The 22329-nt window shown below is 32.6% G+C and carries 27 protein-coding genes and 1 rRNA gene; 19 read left to right on the top strand and 9 right to left on the bottom strand.

The annotated features are described in order from the left end of the window. The 3 genes from QMD61_10040 to QMD61_10050 all read right to left on the bottom strand — a co-directional run. Positions 1–398 (bottom strand): delta 1-pyrroline-5-carboxylate synthetase (locus tag QMD61_10040; protein ID MDI6724972.1); only part of this gene is annotated, 398 nt, incomplete at its 3' end. Positions 399–535: 137 nt separating this feature from the next. Continuing rightward, complete coding sequence (gene pth2 / locus QMD61_10045) at positions 536–874, bottom strand: peptidyl-tRNA hydrolase Pth2 (GenBank protein ID MDI6724973.1); 339 nt, start codon at positions 872–874, stop codon at positions 536–538. A gap of 154 nt (positions 875–1028) precedes the next feature. After that, entirely contained in the window at positions 1029–1589 is a 561-nt protein-coding gene (locus QMD61_10050) for a PsbP-related protein (GenBank protein ID MDI6724974.1), read from the bottom strand. 392 nt (positions 1590–1981) lie between these two features. Between QMD61_10050 and QMD61_10055 the strand changes: the two genes are divergently transcribed. The 5 genes from QMD61_10055 (at position 1982) to QMD61_10075 (ending at position 4116) form a co-directional block, all read left to right on the top strand. Continuing rightward, entirely contained in the window at positions 1982–2206 is a 225-nt protein-coding gene (locus tag QMD61_10055) for a hypothetical protein (protein ID MDI6724975.1), read from the top strand. After that, on the top strand, positions 2206–2640 hold the full coding sequence (locus QMD61_10060) for a hypothetical protein (GenBank protein MDI6724976.1): 435 nt from the start codon (positions 2206–2208) through the stop codon (positions 2638–2640). The genes QMD61_10055 and QMD61_10060 overlap by 1 nt, the downstream gene beginning before the upstream one ends. 160 nt (positions 2641–2800) lie before the next feature. Continuing rightward, entirely contained in the window at positions 2801–3148 is a 348-nt protein-coding gene (locus tag QMD61_10065) for a class I SAM-dependent methyltransferase (protein ID MDI6724977.1), read from the top strand. 53 nt (positions 3149–3201) lie between these two features. Next, on the top strand, positions 3202–3543 hold the full coding sequence (locus QMD61_10070) for a hypothetical protein (protein MDI6724978.1): 342 nt from the start codon (positions 3202–3204) through the stop codon (positions 3541–3543). Between the two features lie 153 nt (positions 3544–3696). Next, a complete protein-coding gene (locus QMD61_10075; protein ID MDI6724979.1) occupies positions 3697–4116 on the top strand; it encodes a HEPN domain-containing protein in 420 nt (139 codons plus the stop codon). Positions 4117–4143: 27 nt separating this feature from the next. Here the strand turns inward: QMD61_10075 and QMD61_10080 are convergent, their stop codons facing one another. From QMD61_10080 to QMD61_10090, 3 genes are read right to left on the bottom strand one after another with little or no spacing between them, the layout of a single operon-like run. Next, positions 4144–5079, bottom strand: a complete 936-nt coding sequence (locus QMD61_10080; GenBank protein ID MDI6724980.1) for a molybdopterin-dependent oxidoreductase — start codon at positions 5077–5079, stop codon at positions 4144–4146. After that, positions 5054–6265 carry a YcaO-related McrA-glycine thioamidation protein gene (locus QMD61_10085; GenBank protein MDI6724981.1) on the bottom strand — a complete coding sequence of 404 codons (1212 nt, stop codon included), beginning with the start codon at positions 6263–6265 and terminating at the stop codon, positions 5054–5056. Before QMD61_10085 ends, QMD61_10080 begins: the two co-directional genes overlap by 26 nt. A gap of 30 nt (positions 6266–6295) precedes the next feature. After that, entirely contained in the window at positions 6296–6892 is a 597-nt protein-coding gene (locus tag QMD61_10090; protein ID MDI6724982.1) for a site-2 protease family protein, read from the bottom strand. 257 nt (positions 6893–7149) lie between these two features. Here QMD61_10090 and QMD61_10095 point away from each other — a divergent pair, with 257 nt between their 5' ends. The 7 genes from QMD61_10095 (at position 7150) to otsB (ending at position 12671) form a co-directional block, all read left to right on the top strand. After that, entirely contained in the window at positions 7150–7617 is a 468-nt protein-coding gene (locus QMD61_10095) for an HIT family protein (GenBank protein MDI6724983.1), read from the top strand. Positions 7618–7679: 62 nt separating this feature from the next. Next, positions 7680–8669, top strand: coding sequence for an aminopeptidase P family protein (locus QMD61_10100; GenBank protein MDI6724984.1), 990 nt, complete (start codon positions 7680–7682; stop codon positions 8667–8669). A gap of 154 nt (positions 8670–8823) precedes the next feature. Next, a complete protein-coding gene (locus QMD61_10105) occupies positions 8824–9759 on the top strand; it encodes a type II secretion system F family protein (GenBank protein ID MDI6724985.1) in 936 nt (311 codons plus the stop codon). A gap of 12 nt (positions 9760–9771) precedes the next feature. After that, a complete protein-coding gene (locus tag QMD61_10110) occupies positions 9772–9969 on the top strand; it encodes a class III signal peptide-containing protein (protein MDI6724986.1) in 198 nt (65 codons plus the stop codon). A gap of 68 nt (positions 9970–10037) precedes the next feature. Then, the gene (locus QMD61_10115) at positions 10038–11444 is read left to right on the top strand and encodes a lactaldehyde dehydrogenase (GenBank protein ID MDI6724987.1); all 1407 of its coding nucleotides are present in this window, start codon (positions 10038–10040) and stop codon (positions 11442–11444) included. 152 nt (positions 11445–11596) lie between these two features. Beyond that, entirely contained in the window at positions 11597–11791 is a 195-nt protein-coding gene (locus tag QMD61_10120; GenBank protein ID MDI6724988.1) for a hypothetical protein, read from the top strand. A gap of 73 nt (positions 11792–11864) precedes the next feature. After that, positions 11865–12671 (top strand): trehalose-phosphatase, encoded by an 807-nt coding sequence (otsB, locus tag QMD61_10125; protein ID MDI6724989.1) that lies wholly within the window; start codon positions 11865–11867, stop codon positions 12669–12671. 9 nt (positions 12672–12680) lie between these two features. Here the strand turns inward: otsB and QMD61_10130 are convergent, their stop codons facing one another. After that, a complete protein-coding gene (locus tag QMD61_10130; protein MDI6724990.1) occupies positions 12681–13967 on the bottom strand; it encodes an adenylyltransferase/cytidyltransferase family protein in 1287 nt (428 codons plus the stop codon). 274 nt (positions 13968–14241) lie between these two features. Between QMD61_10130 and QMD61_10135 the strand changes: the two genes are divergently transcribed. The 5 genes from QMD61_10135 to QMD61_10155 all read left to right on the top strand — a co-directional run bounded on the left by QMD61_10135 (position 14242) and on the right by QMD61_10155 (position 18994). Further along, complete coding sequence (locus QMD61_10135) at positions 14242–14823, top strand: rubrerythrin family protein (protein ID MDI6724991.1); 582 nt, start codon at positions 14242–14244, stop codon at positions 14821–14823. Between the two features lie 257 nt (positions 14824–15080). Beyond that, positions 15081–15557: a MarR family winged helix-turn-helix transcriptional regulator gene (locus QMD61_10140; GenBank protein ID MDI6724992.1), complete on the top strand. Its 477-nt coding sequence runs from the start codon at positions 15081–15083 to the stop codon at positions 15555–15557. Further along, on the top strand, positions 15557–16987 hold the full coding sequence (locus QMD61_10145; protein MDI6724993.1) for an MATE family efflux transporter: 1431 nt from the start codon (positions 15557–15559) through the stop codon (positions 16985–16987). The genes QMD61_10140 and QMD61_10145 overlap by 1 nt, the downstream gene beginning before the upstream one ends. A gap of 409 nt (positions 16988–17396) precedes the next feature. Next, on the top strand, positions 17397–18527 hold the full coding sequence (locus QMD61_10150; GenBank protein ID MDI6724994.1) for a sensor histidine kinase: 1131 nt from the start codon (positions 17397–17399) through the stop codon (positions 18525–18527). A gap of 5 nt (positions 18528–18532) precedes the next feature. Beyond that, positions 18533–18994, top strand: coding sequence for a GNAT family N-acetyltransferase (locus tag QMD61_10155; GenBank protein ID MDI6724995.1), 462 nt, complete (start codon positions 18533–18535; stop codon positions 18992–18994). 11 nt (positions 18995–19005) lie between these two features. Here the strand turns inward: QMD61_10155 and QMD61_10160 are convergent, their stop codons facing one another. Continuing rightward, complete coding sequence (locus tag QMD61_10160) at positions 19006–20070, bottom strand: archaeosine biosynthesis radical SAM protein RaSEA (protein ID MDI6724996.1); 1065 nt, start codon at positions 20068–20070, stop codon at positions 19006–19008. A 174-nt stretch (positions 20071–20244) separates the two neighbouring features. Then, a complete protein-coding gene (mer, locus tag QMD61_10165) occupies positions 20245–21210 on the bottom strand; it encodes a 5,10-methylenetetrahydromethanopterin reductase (protein MDI6724997.1) in 966 nt (321 codons plus the stop codon). 378 nt (positions 21211–21588) lie between these two features. Here mer and QMD61_10170 point away from each other — a divergent pair, with 378 nt between their 5' ends. Both QMD61_10170 and QMD61_10175 read left to right on the top strand, forming a co-directional pair. Continuing rightward, on the top strand, positions 21589–21723 hold the full coding sequence (locus QMD61_10170; GenBank protein MDI6724998.1) for a hypothetical protein: 135 nt from the start codon (positions 21589–21591) through the stop codon (positions 21721–21723). A gap of 328 nt (positions 21724–22051) precedes the next feature. Then, positions 22052–22329, top strand: a 16S ribosomal RNA gene (locus QMD61_10175); the annotation flags it as partial.

Genomic DNA, 22329 nt, shown 5'->3' on the forward strand with positions numbered 1-22329 from the left:
ATTTTGGTTTTAAGAAGCCATGATATATAAACAGATATGGAATCTGAAGTTACACCCCATGAATGTTCAAGGGGATCAACGTATTCCATTAATTTAGATGGGAGCAGTACTGGAAGTTTCCCTTTGTTCAATGTCTTTTTTGTTTCTTCTAAAGAATAAACCGCCTCTGCACCATCTATTTTATCAGCTAATAACATTCCAAGGATATCCATGCATAGAATGGCTGTTTTATGGGCTGCTGTATCTGAGAATTTGATTTTTGCATCATAATCCCTAATTTTATTGGCAAATTCCCCACCACCGCAAATTACAAGTGCTTTTTTACCTACAAGAGATTTACACAAAGTTATGGCATCTTCAGGGAATAAACTCCCGCCTATTTTTACTATCCAGTCCATTTAATCACTCATTTAATGATTTATAATCAAAGTTGAAGAAATACACGGTATTCGAAAATCGTAGATTTTCGATGCATAAGAAACTTTCGTTTCTCTGTTTGCGAAGCTTTGCTTCGCAACCGTAAAATTGAAGATTTTTAAAGTAATTTCAGTTCCTGTGTTATTTTATCTATTTTTTCATCTTCATCAGGGCCTATTCCAAGGCATGTTACGGTTCCTTTGGGTAATTCTGTTCTTCCAGCATCCTGCACCAGATAATAGGGGATATCTGTGTTTTTAACCAGTTCATATATTTCATAGAGCTCTCCTAAATCTTTAGCTTTGACTACTACCTTCTTTTCACCTTCAGATTCCCATTTTTTAATAATTTTTTCATCTGCCCGTTTATATGCACCTAAGCTTCCGTGGCATGCCTGAGCAGCAGTTTTTCCTTTACCCATTTTTAGATCCATTCTTATAACCATAACCTGTTTCATGTTTTCACCGTAATTGAAAAATAAGGATATTATTAATTGAATTTGATGATTTAAAATTTAATGATGTATCTTAATATATCTAATTCAGTATAAAAATAAGTTTTCTATAATTTGGATGTTATTTTTAATTAAAAAAAGAGAAGAAAAATGATTTCTATAGTACCTTGAATGTATTAATTATAGCATCAAAGTTTTTCTGTTGGCCTTCAAAGGCGCTAGGTAATGATCCGCAGAGTATAACGTATATTTTACCGTTCTTTTCAAGCCATACGGCTTTTTCCTGTTTTTGAACACCGTCAACATCAACCATATGAATATTTACATATGCTGTGGTTCCATCAACAGTTGTGGTACTATCGGATATCTGCTGAAAACTTGGTTCTGTAGCTTCGTATTGTGCATATGTTGCGTCATAATTTGCTTTTAATGTAGTTCCTGATGGCATTGCAACTGATTGAATAACTACCAATGTATTTACGTTGTTTGTTGCAGAATCAACTGAACTTGGATCTCCAAATGATACAAGGGCATTTTGTGATATTGCTTGAAGCTTCTCCCAATTTTCAGGATAACTGAATGAAACCCCATTTCCAGAATATTCTTTCGTAGGTATTGTGGGTTGAGATGTTTGATTTGTAGTAGTGTCATCAATGCATCCAGATGCTAAAACTACTAAAGCTAAAATAGCTGTTAACAATAATGCATATTTTTTCATTTAATCCCCCATTTTATTTATAAGGATCGTTATTTATTCCAATGTATATATACTTATCTTTAAGACATCCTACAAAAATAGAATTAATAAATACCAACAGAGTTGGATTATTCGGATAAGAACAAACGTATTTTAAATTTTAAGGACAATTTAACCAGTTAAATCATTTAAGTCATTTATTTTTAATCTCTATCTTCAAAAGTTTCATTTAAAGAGCGTATTTTATTTAAATAATGTTATTAATCAGTGATAAACTTAAAGATTTATACTTGTTTTCGTATATATTAATAATAATGTCGTATGAATTCATTCCAATATCATTTATAGTTATATTTACATATCTCATAACCTATGTTCTTTATAATGAAAAAGAGATTACTAAAGCAGAACATATGAGAATATGGAATATTATAATTTTGTTAAGCTCTTTAATCTTAATATCCATTGGACTTATACTTGCAGCCCTTATTGAATATGGTATAAACGTCACAATAGCATTTACCCTATTATTCTGGCACGTTGAAGTGGGCATAGCATTAGTTCCAATCACGCTCATTCACATCCATTTCTACTGGAAATCCTTTAAAAAAATTACTTTAGGCCTAAAAGTGAAATAATGAAAAAAATAATAATAATTCTGTTCATAATTGCTTTTTTAACCCCAATCACGGTTTATGCACAGGATAATGATCAGCAAGGTACTCAGGAGCCATCATCTGCAAGGGGAGAAGGATATAACCCAGAATATAATATTTTGCCCATAATAATAGGTTTGTTCATATTTTATCTTGTTACTTACCTTTTATTTGATACAAAAAACATTAAAAGAGGTACTTTTAAGCAATTATGGGGTTTTATTCTTGTAGGGAGCTTTTTATTTTCAGGAATCAGTGGAATAATATTAACATTATTATCAGATTATAACATTCGGTTCCCTTTAGAATTTAATCTGCTCTTCTGGCACGTTGAATTAAGCATAACAATGGCAATTACATTAATTTTCCATATTCATATACGTTGGAAAGCAATTAAAAAGATTTTAAATGTCTAAATTTAGATCATTCGGAATATTTTTTAATATAAGTTTATAAAATAATTTCATCATGACTGAAGTCTTATAAATTTTGTTAGAAGTGTAACAATGGACAAAATCACTTTAACTGAAGAAAAAGAAACTTTGCTCATTCCATTATATGGTAAGGCAAAGGAAAGTGAAAAAAAGCACCCTGTCAATAATCGACAGGAAGGCAGTTGAAATTGTTAATCAGATTGATTACGATTTCAGATCATTAAAAATTCCTGAAAAAACAAACACAATGATGTCTTTGAGGGCGAAACTCATTGATAATTTTGTAAAAAACTTTCTTAAGGAAAATAATGAAAGTATAGCCATGCATCTTGGTTGTGGACTTGATAGCCGGTATGAAAGAATCAATAATAGGGATGTCGACTGGTATGATGTGGATTTTGAAGATGTTATTGATATTCGCAGACATTTCTACGGGGAAACTGATAACTACCATTTAATTGCATCTTCTGTTACTGAAAAGAATGGTTAGAAGAAATACCGGTTGATAAAAGGCATTATGTAGTGATTGCTGAAGGTCTCTTTATGTACCTTAAAGAGGATGAGATTAAGACATTGCTAAATGATCTTAAAAATAGAATTGGCAGCTATACTTTGATCTTCGATGCTTTCAGTCTTTATACCGCAAAAAAGGTGAAAAATCAGCCTTCAATAAAGAAAACTGGTGCAGTGATCCATTGGGGAATAGATAACCCTGAAGACCTCACCAACTGGGGAATGGAAATTAAATTTATTAAAGAACAATATTTCACGGCAAATGAAGAAATTAAGAATTTAGGTACTTCTGTAAAACTTATGTATAAAATTGCAAACTTATTCAAAACAGCTAAAAGAGCTCATAGATTATTAATTTATAAAGTGGGGTGATATTTGTACTATAGATTAGAAATATTAACCCTTTAATCATTTTTTTAATTTAAGACATTAATCTGCCTGAATATTAAATACTATTTTCCAGTAATTAAAAGCATTAAAGCCAAAAGGCAAATTATTATATTCAGAATAAAGAAAGAAATGTTTATGATGTATCAATTTAATCGATACAAAAAAGGAAATATAATACAGATTGGAATCGATTCTGAATTAATAGAAAAAGAGATTAGAGAAGCCCGCTACGATTTAAATTCTGCAAAAAATTCCATTAGTAATGGAAATTATAAATGGGCCATAGTTCAGAGTTACTATTCAATGTTCCATGCCTTTAGAGGACTTCTTTTTAGCAGAGGTTATAAAGAAAAGAGCCATTCAGGCCTCAAATTTGCAATTAAATCCATATTTGTAAATTATGGCATTATAAGTGATGATGTGTTTGCAAGTTTTGATTCTGCCATGAAAGCAAGAGAAATGGCTGATTATAGTTACATTTATGATGAAAAAATTGCATTGAACATGCTTGAATCTACTAAAAAGTTGATAGAGGAGGTAGAGGCTCTACTTTAAGATAAAGCAATAAAAATTCATTTATTTTCACTTTAAAAAACTCTCATTCAAATATCCCGAATCAGAATAACCTCTACGTTCCCAGTAACCTTTATAATTAGGATCGTCAGATAATTCGATTTTTGTTATCCATTTAATCCATTTATAGCCCCATTTGCTTTCGGCTACCAGCTGGAAAGGAAAACCTCGCTCTGGGGGGATTGTGGCATTGTTCATTTTATAAGCAAGCAAAATATTGTTATTTCTGAGATAATCTAGCGGAAATGAAGTTGAATATCCGTCATAAGCATAGAATATCACAGTATTTGCATTTGGTTTTGGACTAACTTCGTTTATAATATCTTTTGCTAATATTCCTCTCCAGAGGATTGTTACACTCCATCCTTCAACACAATCTAATTTTACGACTTTTTCATAGTTTTGATGGTTAATAACGTCATTATAGGTGTAGTTTTTTGGATTATTAACTAATCCTGTAACTTCAAGCCTGTAATTATCTTTGTTGATATATTGGGGTCCTTTTATTGAATTTTCTCTAAAATCATTGACAGATGAAAGTTTTTGGCCTTTATATTCTTTCACTTCAACATTATCAAGCTTAATTGGTTCTGATTGGCCGAATTGACCTGTAAGAATATAAATAGAGATTCCAAGAACTACTATAAATGCCAGAATAAATAAAAAAGTTTCTCCAAAATTTGAAATGTTCTTACTTTGTTTCTTTATGCTTTCCAAAAGTCTCAATATTGGCCGTATAAAAATATGAAACAAAAATAATATTAAAAAAGGGATAAACAACCAGAAATGAAGTTGAAAAGCCAGATTTTTAGATAATAATCCAAAAGTAAGGTATTCAATTGTAGTATAATAATTAATTCCAAGCCCTGTAACGATAATTAACACGGTAAATAGAGCAAGTGTCCAGCGAAGTATTTTTTTAACCTTTTTTTGATTTTCTGACAAGTCTTTTCCCAACCCTTTGAGGATCAACAGAATAAACTTCCATACTGGGAATTATAACCCTTACAACAGGTATTTCAATTTCAGGTTTTGTAAGGTCAACAAACAAAACATCTTTAAACCCTGCTTTTTTAAGTAAATCTAAGGTGGTTTCAATATCTTCTTTAAATGATTTACCTGCATAGTTTTTGATTTCATTTAGATCAATAACTTCTTCTGATTCTCCAAACCAGTGTTTGTTAATGCGTTTCATCCGCTCATAGCCAGCCTTTCTCATGAAAACTGCACGTGTAGTGTCTTCTCTTGTACCGTGAATCTGGGTGGCCCGGCTCTGAGCCACTTCTGTTAAAGCCCTCATAACAGCTATTTCTGGATCTAAATGGGTTCCAACTCCAAGAGTTAGTAATGCAGGGTCTTTTAAGACAGTATCGTCTGAAACGGCTGCAATTGTGGCTGCTTCAACATCTGATGTCAGATTTACAAGTTTTACATGGACACCCGCTTCTTTGAATTTATCAAGAAGTTCGTTAATTAAAGGGTTTTCAATAGTTTCAAGGTCAATTTCAGGTGCTTTTCTTCTTTTAATCTCAAATAAGCTCCAAGCATCTCTTTCAATAACTTCAGTCATGCCATGAAATACAGCTTCTTCTATTTTATTTCCAGATGCAAGTCCGTTTGTATTGGATTTAAACAAATTAATGCTATTTGGGGCATTGTAAGGATGATATACGGCATCTGCCGGTACAAGACATTCCTCATCATCTTTGACATTCACTGCTTTTACCCAGTTTAATTCTTTTTCTTGGGGATCAAAAGGTAAACGGGGCAATATAAGGGATTTTGGGTCTATAAATTCATCTGATTTTTCATAAGAGCAGCATATAAATGAATTCTTTTTTTCATCATCCTGTAATTCAGCCGAGTACCTCTCGAAGGCTTCCATCATTGCTGAAGCCTTTGCCTGGTCTTGTGTAGCTCCTTTACCGGCATAGATGCTTACAGCACCTTCTTCAGCGGTTGGACGTATTGCTGAGTAAACTGGAATTCCTATTCTGTCAAGATGTGTAATTTCGGTTACCCTTGTAACACCAGCAGCCCTCAATTTATCTTTTACCCAGTTTATTGTCTCTTCTGGAGACATTGCTCTGTGAGTGCATCCGAAATATCTTACCGGAACTTCTTTGAACATTTAAGACCACGTTTGAAATTCTTTGAACTTTTATAGTAATAATGATAGTAAATTGGGGAAATAACCTATGGCCACAAATCCTAATGAGACAATTATGATCAGTATCCAGATTATGGGATTCCACCTTATAACTTTTGATCCATCAAGTCCTCCGATTGGTAGTTGATTGAAGAATGCAAGGAATCCATTTATAAACATCCCTAAATATGCCCAATAATATACCTGTCCTGTAATTTTTATAATTAGCAAGAATATTATCGCAAAAATTAGATTAGTCACTGATCCGGCAATAGATATTATTCCATTCTCTTTTTTACTTAGGTATTCTCCGTGAATATAAACTGCTCCTGGGGCTGCAAAAAGAAATCCAAAATATGCAGTAATTAAACATAAAACCAGTCCTTGAATCCACATTTGATATTCAGCCCAATAGCCATATCTAATTGCCACGAATTTATGTGCAAGTTCGTGGAATATAAAACCAAAACCAACTACGACTAATGTGAGTGGTATTAAGGTTATAGCAAGACCTATATTTCCATTACTTAATAATAGTGCAAAAGCAAATGATATGACAATCAATGAAATTATAAGATCCCTGATTTCTGAAGCAGTAAATTTTACCATATTCTTAAAATGTAAATTAATATATAAAATACTTTTTAATTTCTGGCTTAAAATCATGATCTGTCCTTTAAATAAGGATTAACTTCATATATTCTATAAAATTGGAATAAATTAAAAGCTATTAAATAATTTTTAATCAATTAATTTTTCAGTTGTTCTTGATTCATGTCATGAAATTTTTAAACGTTTATCATAAATAGATAGATTTTAATTTATTGTTCACAAATATTAAAATAATATTCAATCAGGGTATAAAAATGACGATGAAATGTGAATACTGCCAGATTCCGGGTGCATACGGAAATTTAATCTATGAAACAGAATACTGGCAAATTTATCTTGCTCCAAGCCAGAGATATTTTGGTACATGTGTGGTAGTACTTAAAAATCATCGTAGGAATTTGAGAGAACTAAGGAAAGATGAATGGGCTGATTTTTCTCAAATCGTTGAAGAATTAGAACTTGCATTAAATAATGCTTTTTCACCCACATTATTTAATTGGAGCTGCTTTATGAATTCTGCATACAGAACAAACCCTCCCGACCCTGAAGTTCACTGGCATTTTATACCAAGATATAATTATAAAATTGAATTTGAAGGTTTAATTTTCGAAGATCCTGATTTTGGATATATTCCACAGCCAATAGAGCATAAAATACCTGAAGATGTAATGAAAAAAATGATGGATGAAATTAAAAGGAACCTAAAATTATTAAATCGTTAAATTGATTATTTTAGATAAGAGGAAATTAAGGAATAAAAATCTAATTTTAGCGAGGAAAATCAATGAGAATACTTGATGAAATCCATAAAGAAAATATAGACTCAATGGTAGTTTTGAATCCGAAAAATATTGCTTATTTATCGGGTTTCAACCCATCAAGCTTTTCAGTTTTAATTTTAAAAGACGAACCTGTACTTTTAACATCTAAAATGGATTTTGAAGATGCATCATTAAATACATCAATTCCTCTTGAAGAATTTAAGTCCTTAGATAAAATTAAGGATTATTTAAATGGAGTTATTGGAATAGAAAAATCCATAACCCTCGGAGTATATAGAAAGCTTAAAATCAGTCCAATATTTGAAGTAAAAATAACAGATGCAGTTGAAAGGCTTAGACGTATAAAATCCGGGGAAGAAATTCAAAATATTGAAAAAGCTATTGATATTGCGGAAAGTGCCATTAAAGATATTGATTTTGATTCCCAGAGGAGTGAAAACGAAATTGCTGCACAGATAGAGTATAATATGAGAATTATGGGTTCAAAAAAAGCTTCTTTTGATACCATTGTCGCTTCAGGTAAACGATCTTCACTCCCTCATGCTGATGTTTCCAATAAACCTCTGAATATGCCGGTTGTGATAGATTGGGGCGCTACTTATAATAATTATTGTTCTGATACCACGAGAACCCTTATTGAAACTGAAAAACAGGAAGAAATATTTGAGATAGTGCTTGAAGCTCAAAAAAGTGCCATTGATGTAATAAGGCCCGGAATTAAAGCTTCTTATGTTGATAAGGTTGCAAGAGATGTGATTGAAGAATATGGGTATGGCGATTATTTTCTTCATTCTACTGGGCATGGAGTAGGGCTTGAAATACATGAAAGCCCTTCATTGTCCAGTAATGAAACAATTAAACTTGAAAAAAATATGGTTGTGACGGTTGAACCAGGCATATATCTTAAAGATGAATTTGGGATCCGTATAGAAGATATGGTACTTATTAAAAATAAGGCAAAGGTTTTAAACAAAATTAAAAATAAAATATAACTATAGCTAATGTTTTAATTAAAATAATTAATAATAAATATTAAAAATTAATTATTATTAAGGATTTGGTTCTGATTTGATACAATATATGTTTAATGAATAAAAGACCAATATATTAATATGTGAAGATTGAAAATATACTTAAGGTGGAAAAATGGCAATTATTCCCGGTGTATTATCACCAGTATCAGATGTAATTGATGGCATTGCTCCTGATAAATATAGCATAAAAATTCAGGAAACTCTTATTAGATGTGGGATGTATGTAAGGGCTTCAGATCTAATTACTTTATGTCTTATTGCAGGTATACTTTTAGGTCTGCTTTCAGCAGTTTTAGCTATATTACTAAGTATAAATCCTATTTTGGGAGGGATTGTGGGTTTTATAGCACCTACAGCATTAATTGGAGTATATCTTTTTTTCATGATGGAAAGGAGAGTTGATGCTATTGAACAGGGCACTCCTGACTTTTTAAGACAGGTTGCATCATTGCTTAGGGCAGGTGTAGGTCTTGAAACTGCACTTGAAGATGTTTCAAAACACGGTCAGGGTCCTTTAAATGATGAACTTAAAAGAGCTGTAATAGAGATTAAAATTGGAAGCACCTTTGACGAAGCCATAATAGGGATGGGACAACGTTTAAAGTCTAAGAATCTGGACAGAACATTTAGAATGATACTGGAAGGAAGAAGGACTGGTGGAAGTTTATCTGATGTTATTGAAACTGTAGCAGAAGATTTAAGAGCAGTGCTTGCATTAAAGAGGGAAAGGAAAGCAAATGTAATGATGTCAGTAATGTTTCTTGTTATAGCCGCTATAGTTGCAGCACCTTTGGCATTGGGAATGATAATGACCTATTCTGGTTTTATAGCATCTTTAGGGAAACCAAATGCTCTGGCTGAAGTTGCAGGAACTGCTGCTGCTGGTTATATAATTATTCACTCAATAATAGCAGGATTATTAATTGGGATTGTTTTGTATGGTAGTGCGAAGAAAGGTGTTAAATTTTCGTTGCTTTTAGCTCCAGTAGCATTTATAGCTTTTTGGGTTATAAGTCAATATGCTGGAAAATTCATTGGGTTTGGTTGATAGGTGATTAGAATGCAGATATTAAAGGATGAAAGAGCACAGGGTTCAGCAGAACTCTTACTAATTTTTGGTGGAGTTATTGTGGTTGTAATTATTGCTGCCATTATGTACAGAAATTATGTAATAGGCCTTAGCGACGAACTCAGTAATGGGACTGATTTGCAGAATATAATGGGTAATTTAACAGTTATGAAAGACAAATTGAGCTAAAAACTCAATTCTTATTTCAACTCTTTTTTGTCAATTAGATATTTTCAAAGTTAAAGGGGCTCATTTAAGTGCAAATGTTAATAAATGGGAAATTTATTGAAAAATCAGAATATATAGAGATTAAAAACCCTGCAAACAACAAAGTAATAGATACAGTACCTAAAGGAACCCGTAAAGATGTAAAAATTGCAATATCTGCAGCAAAAAGAACATCGAATATTACCAGAGAAATACCATCTCGTTTAATATCAGAGTACTTATATGATATTTATGGTGAATTATCTAAAAATTCGAAGTTATTTGAAAAATTAATTACTATCGATTGCGGTAAACCAATTAAGGACTCAAAAGAAGAAGTTAAACGTTCTAAACAAACAATTTTACTTTCTGCAGAAGAATCAAAAAGAATATACGGCGAAACAATTCCCATGGATGCATGTATCGGTGGAGAAGGAGTAATAGGATTCACCACAAGAATTCCTCTTGGTGTGGTTGGAGCAATAACTCCTTTTAATTATCCTTTAAATCTGGTTATTCACAAAGTTGCTCCGGCAATTGCGGCTAAAAACACTGTTGTGGTAAAACCATCTACAAAAGCACCTCTTGCAGCTCTTAAATTCGCTGAAATTGCCAATACATACCTTGAAGATGGATTTTTAAATGTTGTTCCCGGTTCAGGCAGCGAAGTAGGGGATGAAATTGTAAAAAGCGAACTTGTAGATAAAATATCATTCACCGGAAGCATTGAAACAGGCCTTTCCATATCAAAGAATGCGGGGATGAAAAAGTTAACCCTTGAACTCGGGGGAAATGACCCATTACTGGTTCTGGCAGATGCAAATATTGAAAAAGCTGTAGAAGCTGCTGTTAGGGGTTCTTATCTTAATGCCGGCCAGGTTTGTATCGGTGTTAAACGCATAATTCTTGACAAGAAGATCGCCGATGAATTCACCGATAAGCTGGTTAAAGCTACTGGAAGATTGAAAGTTGGAGATCCTATGGATATTAAAACTGATGTTGGACCTCTAATTGACGAAAATGCAGCCATTAATGTTGAAAAAATTGTAAACCAATCCATTGATGATGGTGCTGAATTATTATGTGGTGGAAAACGAGAAGGTTCATTTTATACACCTACAGTTCTGGATAATGTTGATTCAAAGATGAATATTGTCCAAAAAGAAACATTTGGTCCTATATCGCCTTTAATACATGTAGATGGCATTGATGAAGCTATAGATGTAGCAAATAATACAAAATATGGTTTGCAGGCAGGAATATTTACAGATAACATTAACAGCGCCTTGAAAGCCGCAAAAAAAATAGATGCAGGAAGTATTATAATAAATAAGCAGTCAACTTACCGTACTGATAACATGCCTTTTGGCGGATGTAAAATGAGTGGTATGGGGAAAGAAGGCATTAAATATGCAGTTGAGGAAATGACTCGGACAAAACTCTTTGTTTTTAATTAAATTGCCGTTATCTCTTCACAAAATACTTTTTAGTTTTAAAGAAATTAGAGCTGGCAAAAATTTATTAATTTGTTCAGATATACTATTATAAAAACATGCCATGATATTTTTAATTTAAACAATTTTATCAAAAATTTGTAAAGATGGTTGATATGGACATAAATGAACGTATTCAGGAATGTCAGGAAGCTGTTGAGCTTCTTTTAAATAAAAAGATTCTGGATGTTAAATTCAAGCCATATAATCATAATTGCTGGAGGCTCTATATCATAACAGATAAAGGGAAACTTGTTCTAACGTTCTGTAAAGACTGGGACTGCCCGGTTATTGAAAAAAGAGATTTCTAAATATTTTTTTGGAGGTTTTTAAAATTCAGAATGAATTTTGAATCCCCAAAATCAAAGATTTTGGAGGTTAACTTTGGATAATTCAAAATATCTTTTTGATCATCTTGAAGAGCTTCAAGACTTTAAAGATGATAATAAAACAGCATTAATCACTGATATTGATGGAACCATAAGTGAAATTGTCCCCACACCTATGGAAGCGGTGGTAAGCCAAAATATGAAGAATGCAATAAAAAAACTTGTAGATAAATTTGAATTCACTGGTGTAATGACTGGTAGAAGCATAAAAAATGCTTTAAACATGATAGAAAATAAAAATATCATTTATATTGGAAATCACGGCCTGGAACAGTTTAAAAATGGAAAAATACGTATAGATCCAGAGGTTAAAGATTTTATTCCAATTATTAAGAAAGTTGGAGAAAGCATCAAAAAAAAATTAAGTGACTACGACTGTATTTTATTTCAAGATAAAGAGCTGAGCTATACTGTTCACTACAGACTATGTGATAATGGAGAGAAAATCAGACGAATAGCTTTAGATGCCATTTCAGAAATAAAAGATTCTAAACTTCTTAAAATTGGAGAAGGTCGCAAGGTGATAGAGATCAGGCCTCCAATAGGGCATAATAAAGGCACAATCTTACAGAAACTAATTTTAGAAAATGATATTAAAAAAATTATATATTTAGGGGATGATATTACTGATTCAGATGCTTTCGCCAAGCTCAATGAACTTAATAAACAAAAAAAAGTCAAATCAGCCAGCATTGTGGTAATTTCAAAGGAAACTCCTGAATATGTAAAAAAAAATGCTTCATATTATGTTAAGAGTGTTGATGAAATCCAGAAATTCTTTAACTGGATTTCCAACGATTAAACTTTTAGATTATTTCCCAATAAATATTCTAACCCTCATTCCCTCTCTTTTTTCTATAATGCGGGCATTAAGTGGAATAAAATGAGAATCTATAAGAAGCCGTAGATAAGTTGCGTGTTTTGCAGGTAATTTAAGTGGACTTTTGATTTTACGAGTTTCTGTGCGTATCTGGCAGCGTAACCTGTCCTGTTTATCCACATAAAGCAGAGCATTCATCCCATCTTTAAGATCTTCAACTTCAAAGTTTCTAAGATGCATACCTGCATCAATGGTATCTGGAAATTTAGAACCTCTTTTGCCTTTTCTAAACATTTCATGAGCATCTGAGGACTTTATTCCTTTATCAACATTTGATGCGACAAACCATGCCCTTTCAATCACGCTTTCAACTGTCTGGTCTGGCGGGATTATTCCTTCTGCCTCATAAGTTTTAATAAGCTCAAATACTTCTTTTCGGGTAACATCCTGTTCAACTGAACTTATTGCGAGTCTGGTAAGGACTGGACCATAACCTGCCATTCTCAGGGATGCCCATATCTGGTCTTCATTTCGATATTGTCTACCTTTAACTATCGCATCTGCTGCATTAGCATTTATATGTGCTATATTAAGCAAATTAGGTCTTGAATATGTGTTTAATCTTTTGGTGATTGTTTCAATGTTTCTTTTTCCGGGAATATTACCATTATTAATTTCTTTTTCAAGTATCTCCACTGTAGACTCTGGCAGAACTTTCTTCACTTCATCTGGAATTTTGAAGTTGTTTTCTATTATTTTCGCCCTGATTTCTCTCCCTGAAATTTTACCCCCCATTTTTAGTTCGGGAATTATATGAAATTTCATTTTTCTTTTGTATTTTTTATAGAGAAATTCATTCACCGCAAACCAACGTATTACGTTACGATTAGGGAGATTTCGGGGAATTCCACTGAATATCCCTCTTTTTGCAAATGATGAGGCGTATTTCTGGATTTTTTTGGTGGAAACATCTGCAGCATCCACATAATCAACAACACCATCCTCTATCATCATTGCAATTCTTATGGGAACTGTATATGCAAGTGTCAGCCGATGGTGCATACCCTCAATAGGTACAACTCTATCAGCTCCGGCTCTGATAGCCATTTTGCGTCTTGCTTCATAATTTGCAAAAAATGGGGCGTGATTAGCGCTGTAATCTTTATTTAAGTAAATTACAACTTCTCCACCCGTCTTTTCGGCAATATCTCTTCCCTTCTCTATTAATTTGACATGTCCATTGTGTACAGGGTCAAAATCAGCGCTGATTCCAATCAAATTATTTTCTCCTTTGAGGTAATTTACATCTGATAATATTTTAAATTACTCTTATTCAATTATTTTTATGATTATATTATGATTAACCTGTTAAAGTTTGCTGAAATTCCAGAAACTTATTAAAAATTTTATCCCATAATTTATGAATAAAATCAAGTTGAAGCATTGATATAAGAATTTTCATTGTCAAATATGCAATTTGTAGTATTACTATACGATATCTTTACAAAAGAATTAATAATATTAGCAATATATATTAAATTGGTGAATCAATATGCAGAAAACATTGGAAAATTTGGCGAAAGCTTTTATTGGTGAAAGTCAGGCAAGAAATAGATATACGCTCTATTCTAAAGTTGCAAAAAAAGAGGGATACGAACAGCTTTCTGAAATCTTTTTAAATACAGCAGAAAATGAAAGAGAACATGCTAAATGGGCAATGCGGATGATTAACAGCTTAAAAGATGAATCAGGCCAGCCAGAAGAAATTATTGTAACGGCAGATGCCCCTACGACTCTTGGAACTACTGTTGAAAACCTTAAAGCTACAATTGCTGGTGAACGTCATGAATATACTGAAATGTATCCAGAATTTGCAGATACAGCTGAAGAAGAAGGTTTAAAGGATATTGCTAAGAGATTAAGGGCAATTGGTAATGTAGAGGAGCACCATGAAGGAAGATTTAAGGAAATATTAAAACAAATAGAGGCAGGGACAGTATATAAGAAAGATAAAGAAGTTGAATGGGTCTGCAGAAAATGTGGCTATGTTCATGTGGGGATGGAACCTCCAGAAGAATGTCCTTCATGTGATCATCCAGCTAAATACTTCCAGATTAAATGCGAAGAATTCTAATTCTTTAATTCATTTTTTTATTTTTTAATGCATTGTTGCATAAACAATTATTGTCATTACAATTGTTGCATTGACAACATTTATATACCAGTATTTACAATCCAATATTACTTATTGAAATTTTTTAAATTTTGAGGCACTAAAATAGTATCTTAACGCATTTAAACTACTATTTTCTAAAAATAATATTTTAAATTATATTAAAATTTTTATAAGGTACTTAAATTTTAAATAAATTCTATTAAGGAGTAATCATCATGCATAATGCAAAAAAATTACTAGAAAGCGACGATTCAGAGATTCCGGTAAGTTTAATAATATCAGTGATACATCGTACGCATATGATATTCATAAATGAAAAAATAAAAGATATGGATATTACTGCAGGTCAGATACCTTTTCTTATGGTGCTCTCTCGTGAAGAGGGTATAAGTCAGGATGACCTTGCATCCCATTTTCATATTGATAAAGGAACAGTTGCTCGCGCATTAAGGAAATTAGAAGATAATAAATATCTTTTCAGGGAAATTGACCCTGAAAACCGTAGAAGACACCTCATATATCTAACTAGTAAAGGAAAAAGTACAGTTCCCAAAATAGTTGATATTGATAAGGAATGGGGTGATTCAATGCGTTCTAATATCTCTGAAGGTGAATATAATCATGTTTTTAATATTTTAAGAAAAATGGCATTAAAATGTCTTGAAAAAGTTGACAGGAATGGAGTAAAATAATGAATTCAAATAAAAATCAAAGTTCTAAAGGAGATGTTGATAAACGTATCTCCATGATCACTGGAGATCCGAAAAAAGCGATCCGTAGTTTAGCAATGCCTATGATCATGTCTATGCTTCTTTTAATGGCATATAACCTTGCAGATAGTATATGGGTTGCAGGACTTGGTCCAAATTCCCTTGCTGCTTTAGGATTTATCTCACCAGTCTTCATGATAATGATTGGGTTAGGTAATGGTCTTGGAGCGGGTGCAACTTCTTTAATTGCAAGATGTATCGGGGCAAAAAATAAAAAAGGAGCCGATAATGCAGCAATACATGCAGTCATTCTTACACTGGCTGTTTCGGCCATATTGACAATATTTATCCTGATATTTCTTCAGAATATATTGATGTCAATGGGGGCTGGTGAATCACTTAATCTTGCAGTTCAATACGGAAAAATTGTATTTGGTGGATTGGTGTTCCTGATCTTTTCAAGTGTTGCGTCAGGAATTTTAAGAGCTGAAGGTGATGTTAAAAGGGCAACATATGCTATGGCTGCAACAGCTATTCTTAACATAATCCTTGACCCAATATTCATTTACTATTTAGAGATGGGCGTTTCTGGAGCAGCATGGGCAACAGTGATATCTTCTGCAATTTCAGCAAGCTTAATGATTTACTGGCTGCTTGTAAAACGTGATACTTATGTATCATTCTCCATGAGTGATTTTAAACCAAATTTTAAAGTAGTAAAAGATATTTTGACTGTTGGATTACCTGCAAGCGCAGAATCATTCGTAATGTCAGTTTTAGGGATAGTTCTAAACCTTATGCTGGTATTAACAGCCGGAACTACCGCTGTTGCAGTATATACTGCCGGTTGGAGAGTGGTGATGATTGCCATGATCCCAGCAATAGGGATAGGTACTGCTGTAATAACTGTTGCAGGGGCTGCTTACGGAGCTAAAAAATATGAAAATGTTTCTACTGCGCTTAACTATTCAGTGAAATTGGGCGTTTTAATTGCAATATTTACCGGCACATTGACTTATGTATTTGCATCAAATATTGCAACTATATTTGCTTATTCATCGCAAAGCGCTTTTATGGCACCTTCAATAGCTGAATTCCTTAAGGTAATGTGTCTATTCTATATCGTAGTCCCGCTTGGAATTATGGCCAGTTGCGTCTTTCAGGCAATGGGAAAAGGAATAACATCATTAATCCTTACTATAATTCGGGAAGTAGCGTTTATTTCAGTATTTGCGTATTTATTCGCTTTCATTCTTGGATTAGGCCAGTATGGAGTTTGGTGGGGAATTGTAGTAGGTGGTGCACTGGGCTGTGCAGTTGCATATATCTGGGCAAATAAATACATCAACAGCCTCAAAAGAACGTATATTAAAAAAGAAACTCCAGAAATGGAAGTTACATCTGCAAAATAATAGGATAAAAAGCTTTATTATTCTTTTCCTATCAATTTATTTTTTTCTTTTTATTTAATATGTTAATCTTATTTTCACAAATATTCTAAGTCATTATATTTTCTTTAATATTTATTTTTCACTCTGTCTTCATTATTAAAAAATATAAAAATTTTATATTATGTTAAATTGCATTTTAAAGTGAATTATAGGACTAAATTCAATTAATATTTCTTTAATCGCTTACAATAATTATTTGTAGTATATTAATGATTAATTTCTTATCTAAATAAATTAAATATAAAAAAAATAAATAGAAGTTGTTAATAAATATAGATAAGTAAATTTTTAGTTTTTTAACGAAAAATTAATTAAATAAAATTAGTAAAAAGAAAATTGTTTATGATTCCCCGGGTGGGTAACAGATAACATGATAAATGAAGGACTGGAATTATTTTCACTTACAGGTGAAGAATATTACACTATATTTGAAAATATGCAGGAAGGAATCACTGTTTACAGAATTGTATATGATAATAGGGGGAATGTTGCAGATTTAATAATCAAATATGCTAATCCTGCTTCTTCAACCAGTAAAATGTTCCTTAATAAAAAAGTCACAGGTAAAAGTATTACTAAACTTTATGGGCCACGGGCTATATCTTCTTTTATCGATGAAGTAAATGAGGTAGTTTCAACAGGTAAAATAAAAAAATATGAAAGCTATTCATCATTAATAGATAGTTATTTTTTGAATTCAGCCTTTTCGCCTGCTAAAAATTTATATGTAACACTTACATCAGATATCACCGAACAAAAAAAAGCAGAAAAAGTGCTGCTTAATGCCAGAGATAACCTGGAAATCAAAGTTCAGGAACGTACCCAGGAACTTCTAACTGCAATTCAAGAAAAAGAACTGCTACTTAGAGAAATTCATCATCGCGTTAAAAATAATCTTCAGATCATCAGCTCCCTTCTTAATCTTCAAATTCCATACATCAAAGATTCAGAATCCATTGAGTTTTTCAAAGAAAGCCAGAATCGAGTTAAATCTATCTCCATGATCCATGAAAAACTTTATCAATCCAATAATCTCCAGAAAATTGATTTTGAAAGTTATTTATCAAATATTATGGTTAATTTATTTCAGACTTATGCTGTAGATCAGGATAAAATAAAATACGAAATTAAGTGTGACGATATAAAGCTAAATATTGAGACTTCAGTTCCCTGTGGTTTAATTATTACAGAACTGGTGACTAACTCAATTAAACACGCATTTCCATCTACTGAAAACGAAAAATCATTTTGTTTTAGAAATAATCCAGGTCATAAAATCTCAGTTTCAATGTATTTAAAGAATGATTATATTAACTTAATAATAAAAGATAATGGAATTGGATTTCCAAATGACTTAGACTTCAATAACACAGAATCTTTAGGACTAGAACTTGTAAATTTACTGGTAAACCAGTTAGATGGCATAATAAATCTTGAAAGGAAAGAAGGTACGGAATTCATTATTAAATTTAAAGAATTGAAATATGGAGAAAGGATTTAATTAAATTGAAAATTGAAATTTTTGAAGAGGGCAATTTTGAAGATTTATACAGGCTTTTTTATGAAACAATCCACTCAGTAAATGCAAAGGATTACAGGAAGGATCAGCTGGATACATGGGCACCTGAGAAAATTGGCACTGAAAAATGGAAAAGAAGAATTCAAAATTACTTTGTAGTCATTGCAAAAGATGAAGACAAAATCATTGGATTTGGTGAACTGTCTCCTGAAGGCTGTATTGAAATGCTGTATGTTCATAAGAACTATTTAAGCCAAAAAGTAGGGCAAAAATTGTTAGAATCTCTTATTAAGAAGGCAAAGACAATCCATCTTAGCAGGGTGGTTACTGAATCAAGTATAACAGCTAAACCATTTTTTGAAAAACAGGGTTTTGAAATATTGAAAAAACAGGTTAAAACCTTCAATAATGTTGATTTTCTAAATTATAAGATGAAAAAAAGAATTTAAAGACATTTTCATCATTTATTTGTGATATTACATGTTGATCTGGTAACATCAGAAAATTTAACATCCCCAATCCATCTACTTTTACATTCACATTCAAATTCTTCAGGAATATTTTGCCTAAGATTCGATTCAATTATCAGATTTTTTAACCTTTTATTGCACTTTTTACAATTAAAAGGACCTCTTCTTGTTCCAAATCCAGAAGTATCCATTATTACAGGGATTTTAACTTTACTTCGAACTCTTTTTATAATTTCAAGTATGCTCCAGATCCATGGCGGCTGATAGGAGCCCCTACGCCACAGAAGTTCCATAAGAGTTCCTTTATGAATTGTTGCAGGGCAGAAAGATATTCTATCCACCCCTAAATCTTCAGCATATTTAGCAGAAGCAACAGCATCTTCAATAGCCTCTTTTTCAGAGGTTAATATGGGTTTTACAAATAGATAAGCTTTAGATGTGATTTTATGATCTGATTTTAAACTTTTGATTACATTAATGGCTCTTTCAAAGTCATCATTTAAAAAGCCTTTATTTATCTTGTATTTTTTAATGTAATCACTGCTACTTTCAAGCCCAATGCTGACTTCAAATATTTTATCGGGCAGTAATTCAAGACATTCCTTAAGAACTTCTTCTCTTACAAACTCCGGGCGAGATTCAACCACAACTTCTTCGATATTTTTTTCCTCATTTAGCATTTTAAGGATTTCATCACGAGCTTCTTTAGGTAATTCATCTTCATTTAAGAAGCTTCCAGAGACAAAGATTTTAACCACAGTTTTTGGTTTTATTTCATGTCTTTCCATTAAATTTTTAAATATATGAATTAATTCATCTGAAGAAACATTTTCAAGGGGTGAATCTGCTATATAACTGCACATGGTGCATCCGCCTGATTCAGAAAGTGCATGAGCACATCCTGGGGTTGGTAAAATAATAAAAATAGCTTTTCCTATTCCGGAATAGAGCAGATCTTCTGATGACCATGATGCAGATTGTTCTGCTGGTGATTTTTTATCCATTCTTTTAATGGCTTTTTTTCTAATATCATGCATTAATTCTTGAATTTCCATAATTTCAACTGTTTATTTAATTATTTTTAAATAGTCTAATAGAAAAATGAGTATATTTTTACTAATTATTGACTTGATATGTGGAAGATGGTATTAAAATTTGTTCATGAAATTTACAAAAGCATCAAAAATAGCATCAATAATATTTTCAAAAATAAAAAAAAGAAGTTAGATTTAGAATCTGTCTATAACTTCTCCTAATAATTTTATGGATTTTTCTTTGTCAGGACCAATTGGTGAACCTGCTACATATTGGGTTACACCCATTTCTCCAAGAGCTTCGATTTTTGGTACGAAGTCGTCTGGGGTTCCTACAACAGAGAATGCGTCCATTAAAGCGTCGTCTACAGCTCCAATTGCTCCACCGAAGTCTCCTTTACCTAGGAATTCTCCGAATTTAGCACCAGTGTTTGGGTCTAATCCGTGTCTTTCGAATACTGGTGGTGGGGATCCTGCAGCGATGAATGCAACAACAATTTTTGCAGCACCTAATGCTTTGCCTTTATCATCATCTATAGAACAGCATGTGTATGCTGCAACGTCTACATCGGATAATGATTTACCTGCTGCTTCTGCTCCTTCTTTTATGAGTGGAACAGCTGCTTCAAAGTCTTTTGGGTTTGATGCGTTGATTAATGCACCGTCTGAAATTTCTCCAGCGGTTTTGAGCATCATTGGACCTTGTGCACCCATGTAAATAGGGATTTTTTCCTGAACAGCTTTTGTACCCATTAAGTTTGCACCGCTTTCTGTTTTTCCACCTGCAAAGAGTGTTTCAATCATAGCGATTGCATCTTTGATGGTACTAACTGGTTTTGTCCATTCAATTCCGAGAGCATCGAAGGTAGCTTTGTCACCAGGACCCATACCTAATGTTGCTCTTCCGTTTGAAATTTCATCAAGGGTTGTAACAGCAGATGCTGTTATTGCTGGGCTTCTTACATATGGGTTGGTTACACCAGGACCCATCTTAATGGTTTCAGTTCCATCGGCAATTAATGCCAGGGTTTCATATACGTTCTTGTTGTTGTAGTGGTCTGTAATCCACGCGTATTCAAAACCTACATCTTCAGCTAATTTGACTAGCTTAACTATTTTTTCAATAGGTTCATTTGGAACAAATTCAATACCAAACTTCATAGTTTATCACCATTTTAAAATTTATCTGGAGTATAAAAATACTTTGTGTTTTAATTGCAATCGAAAGGTATAAATAGTGGATTTAAAACGATGTCTTCACTTTTATGTGAAAATCCACTAAATAGATTTTATTATATGTAGAACTTGAAGAAATTGAGAGAAATAAAAAATTTATAGGCGAATAATTTAGTTAAAGAGATATATCTAGTATTAAAATTAGCTGTAGATTTATAATATTTCTTTTTAGAATTATGTTAGTATTATGATCTTTAATCAAGTTGCAATAAACCAACTTATTATTATATATTTTTAATTTTATATTAACATTATGCAAAAAATTTATATCCAATCAAATTGATATAATTATGTTACAATACAATGTCATATGGTATTGCAATAATTTCTAAAAAACTTGTAAATATAAAGGTTTTCAGTATAGTATGCGCTGGAGTGAAAATAACTCAAACCGGCGTAAAACCCAAAGAAGCTTGTAGAAATACGGGCATTTGGTAAAAATGCAACAGAAGAAAGAAATTTCCAATGTTTGCAAAAAATTCTAAAAAACTTGTAAAACTACAGGTCTTTAGTATACTATGTGCTACGATTTAAGGCGTCAGCTGGAGTATGAAAATATCAGACTATGAAAGCTGTTTTTCCGATTGTAGCTAAATATATGAGGACTTAAACCCTTGCGAACAGCAAACGTTTAAGTTTGATGTTGGTCTAGTAGATGTGGTGACATTTGGTTGCTACTGATACCCCCTTTAATTTTCCAAAAATTAAAATTAAGTTTACTTATTAAGTATACTTCCAAAGCACAATACTCCGCTTTAAACGTGTAAATCCGTTTGATCCTGGCGGAGGCCACTGCTATTGGGGTCCGATTAAGCCATGCAAGTCGAACGATCTTCGGATCGTGGCAAACGGCTCAGTAACACGTGGATAACCTACCCTTAGGACTGGGATAACCCCGGGAAACTGGGGACAATACCGGATACATGGAGTCTCCTGGAATGGTACTCCACTTAAAGCTCCGGCGCCTAAGGATGGATCTGCGGCCGATTAGGTAGTTGGTGGGGTAAAGGCCCACCAAGCCGATTATCGGTACGGGTTGTGAGA

The sequence above is a fragment of the Methanobacterium sp. genome, assembly GCA_030017655.1.
Lineage (GTDB): Archaea > Methanobacteriota > Methanobacteria > Methanobacteriales > Methanobacteriaceae > Methanobacterium_D.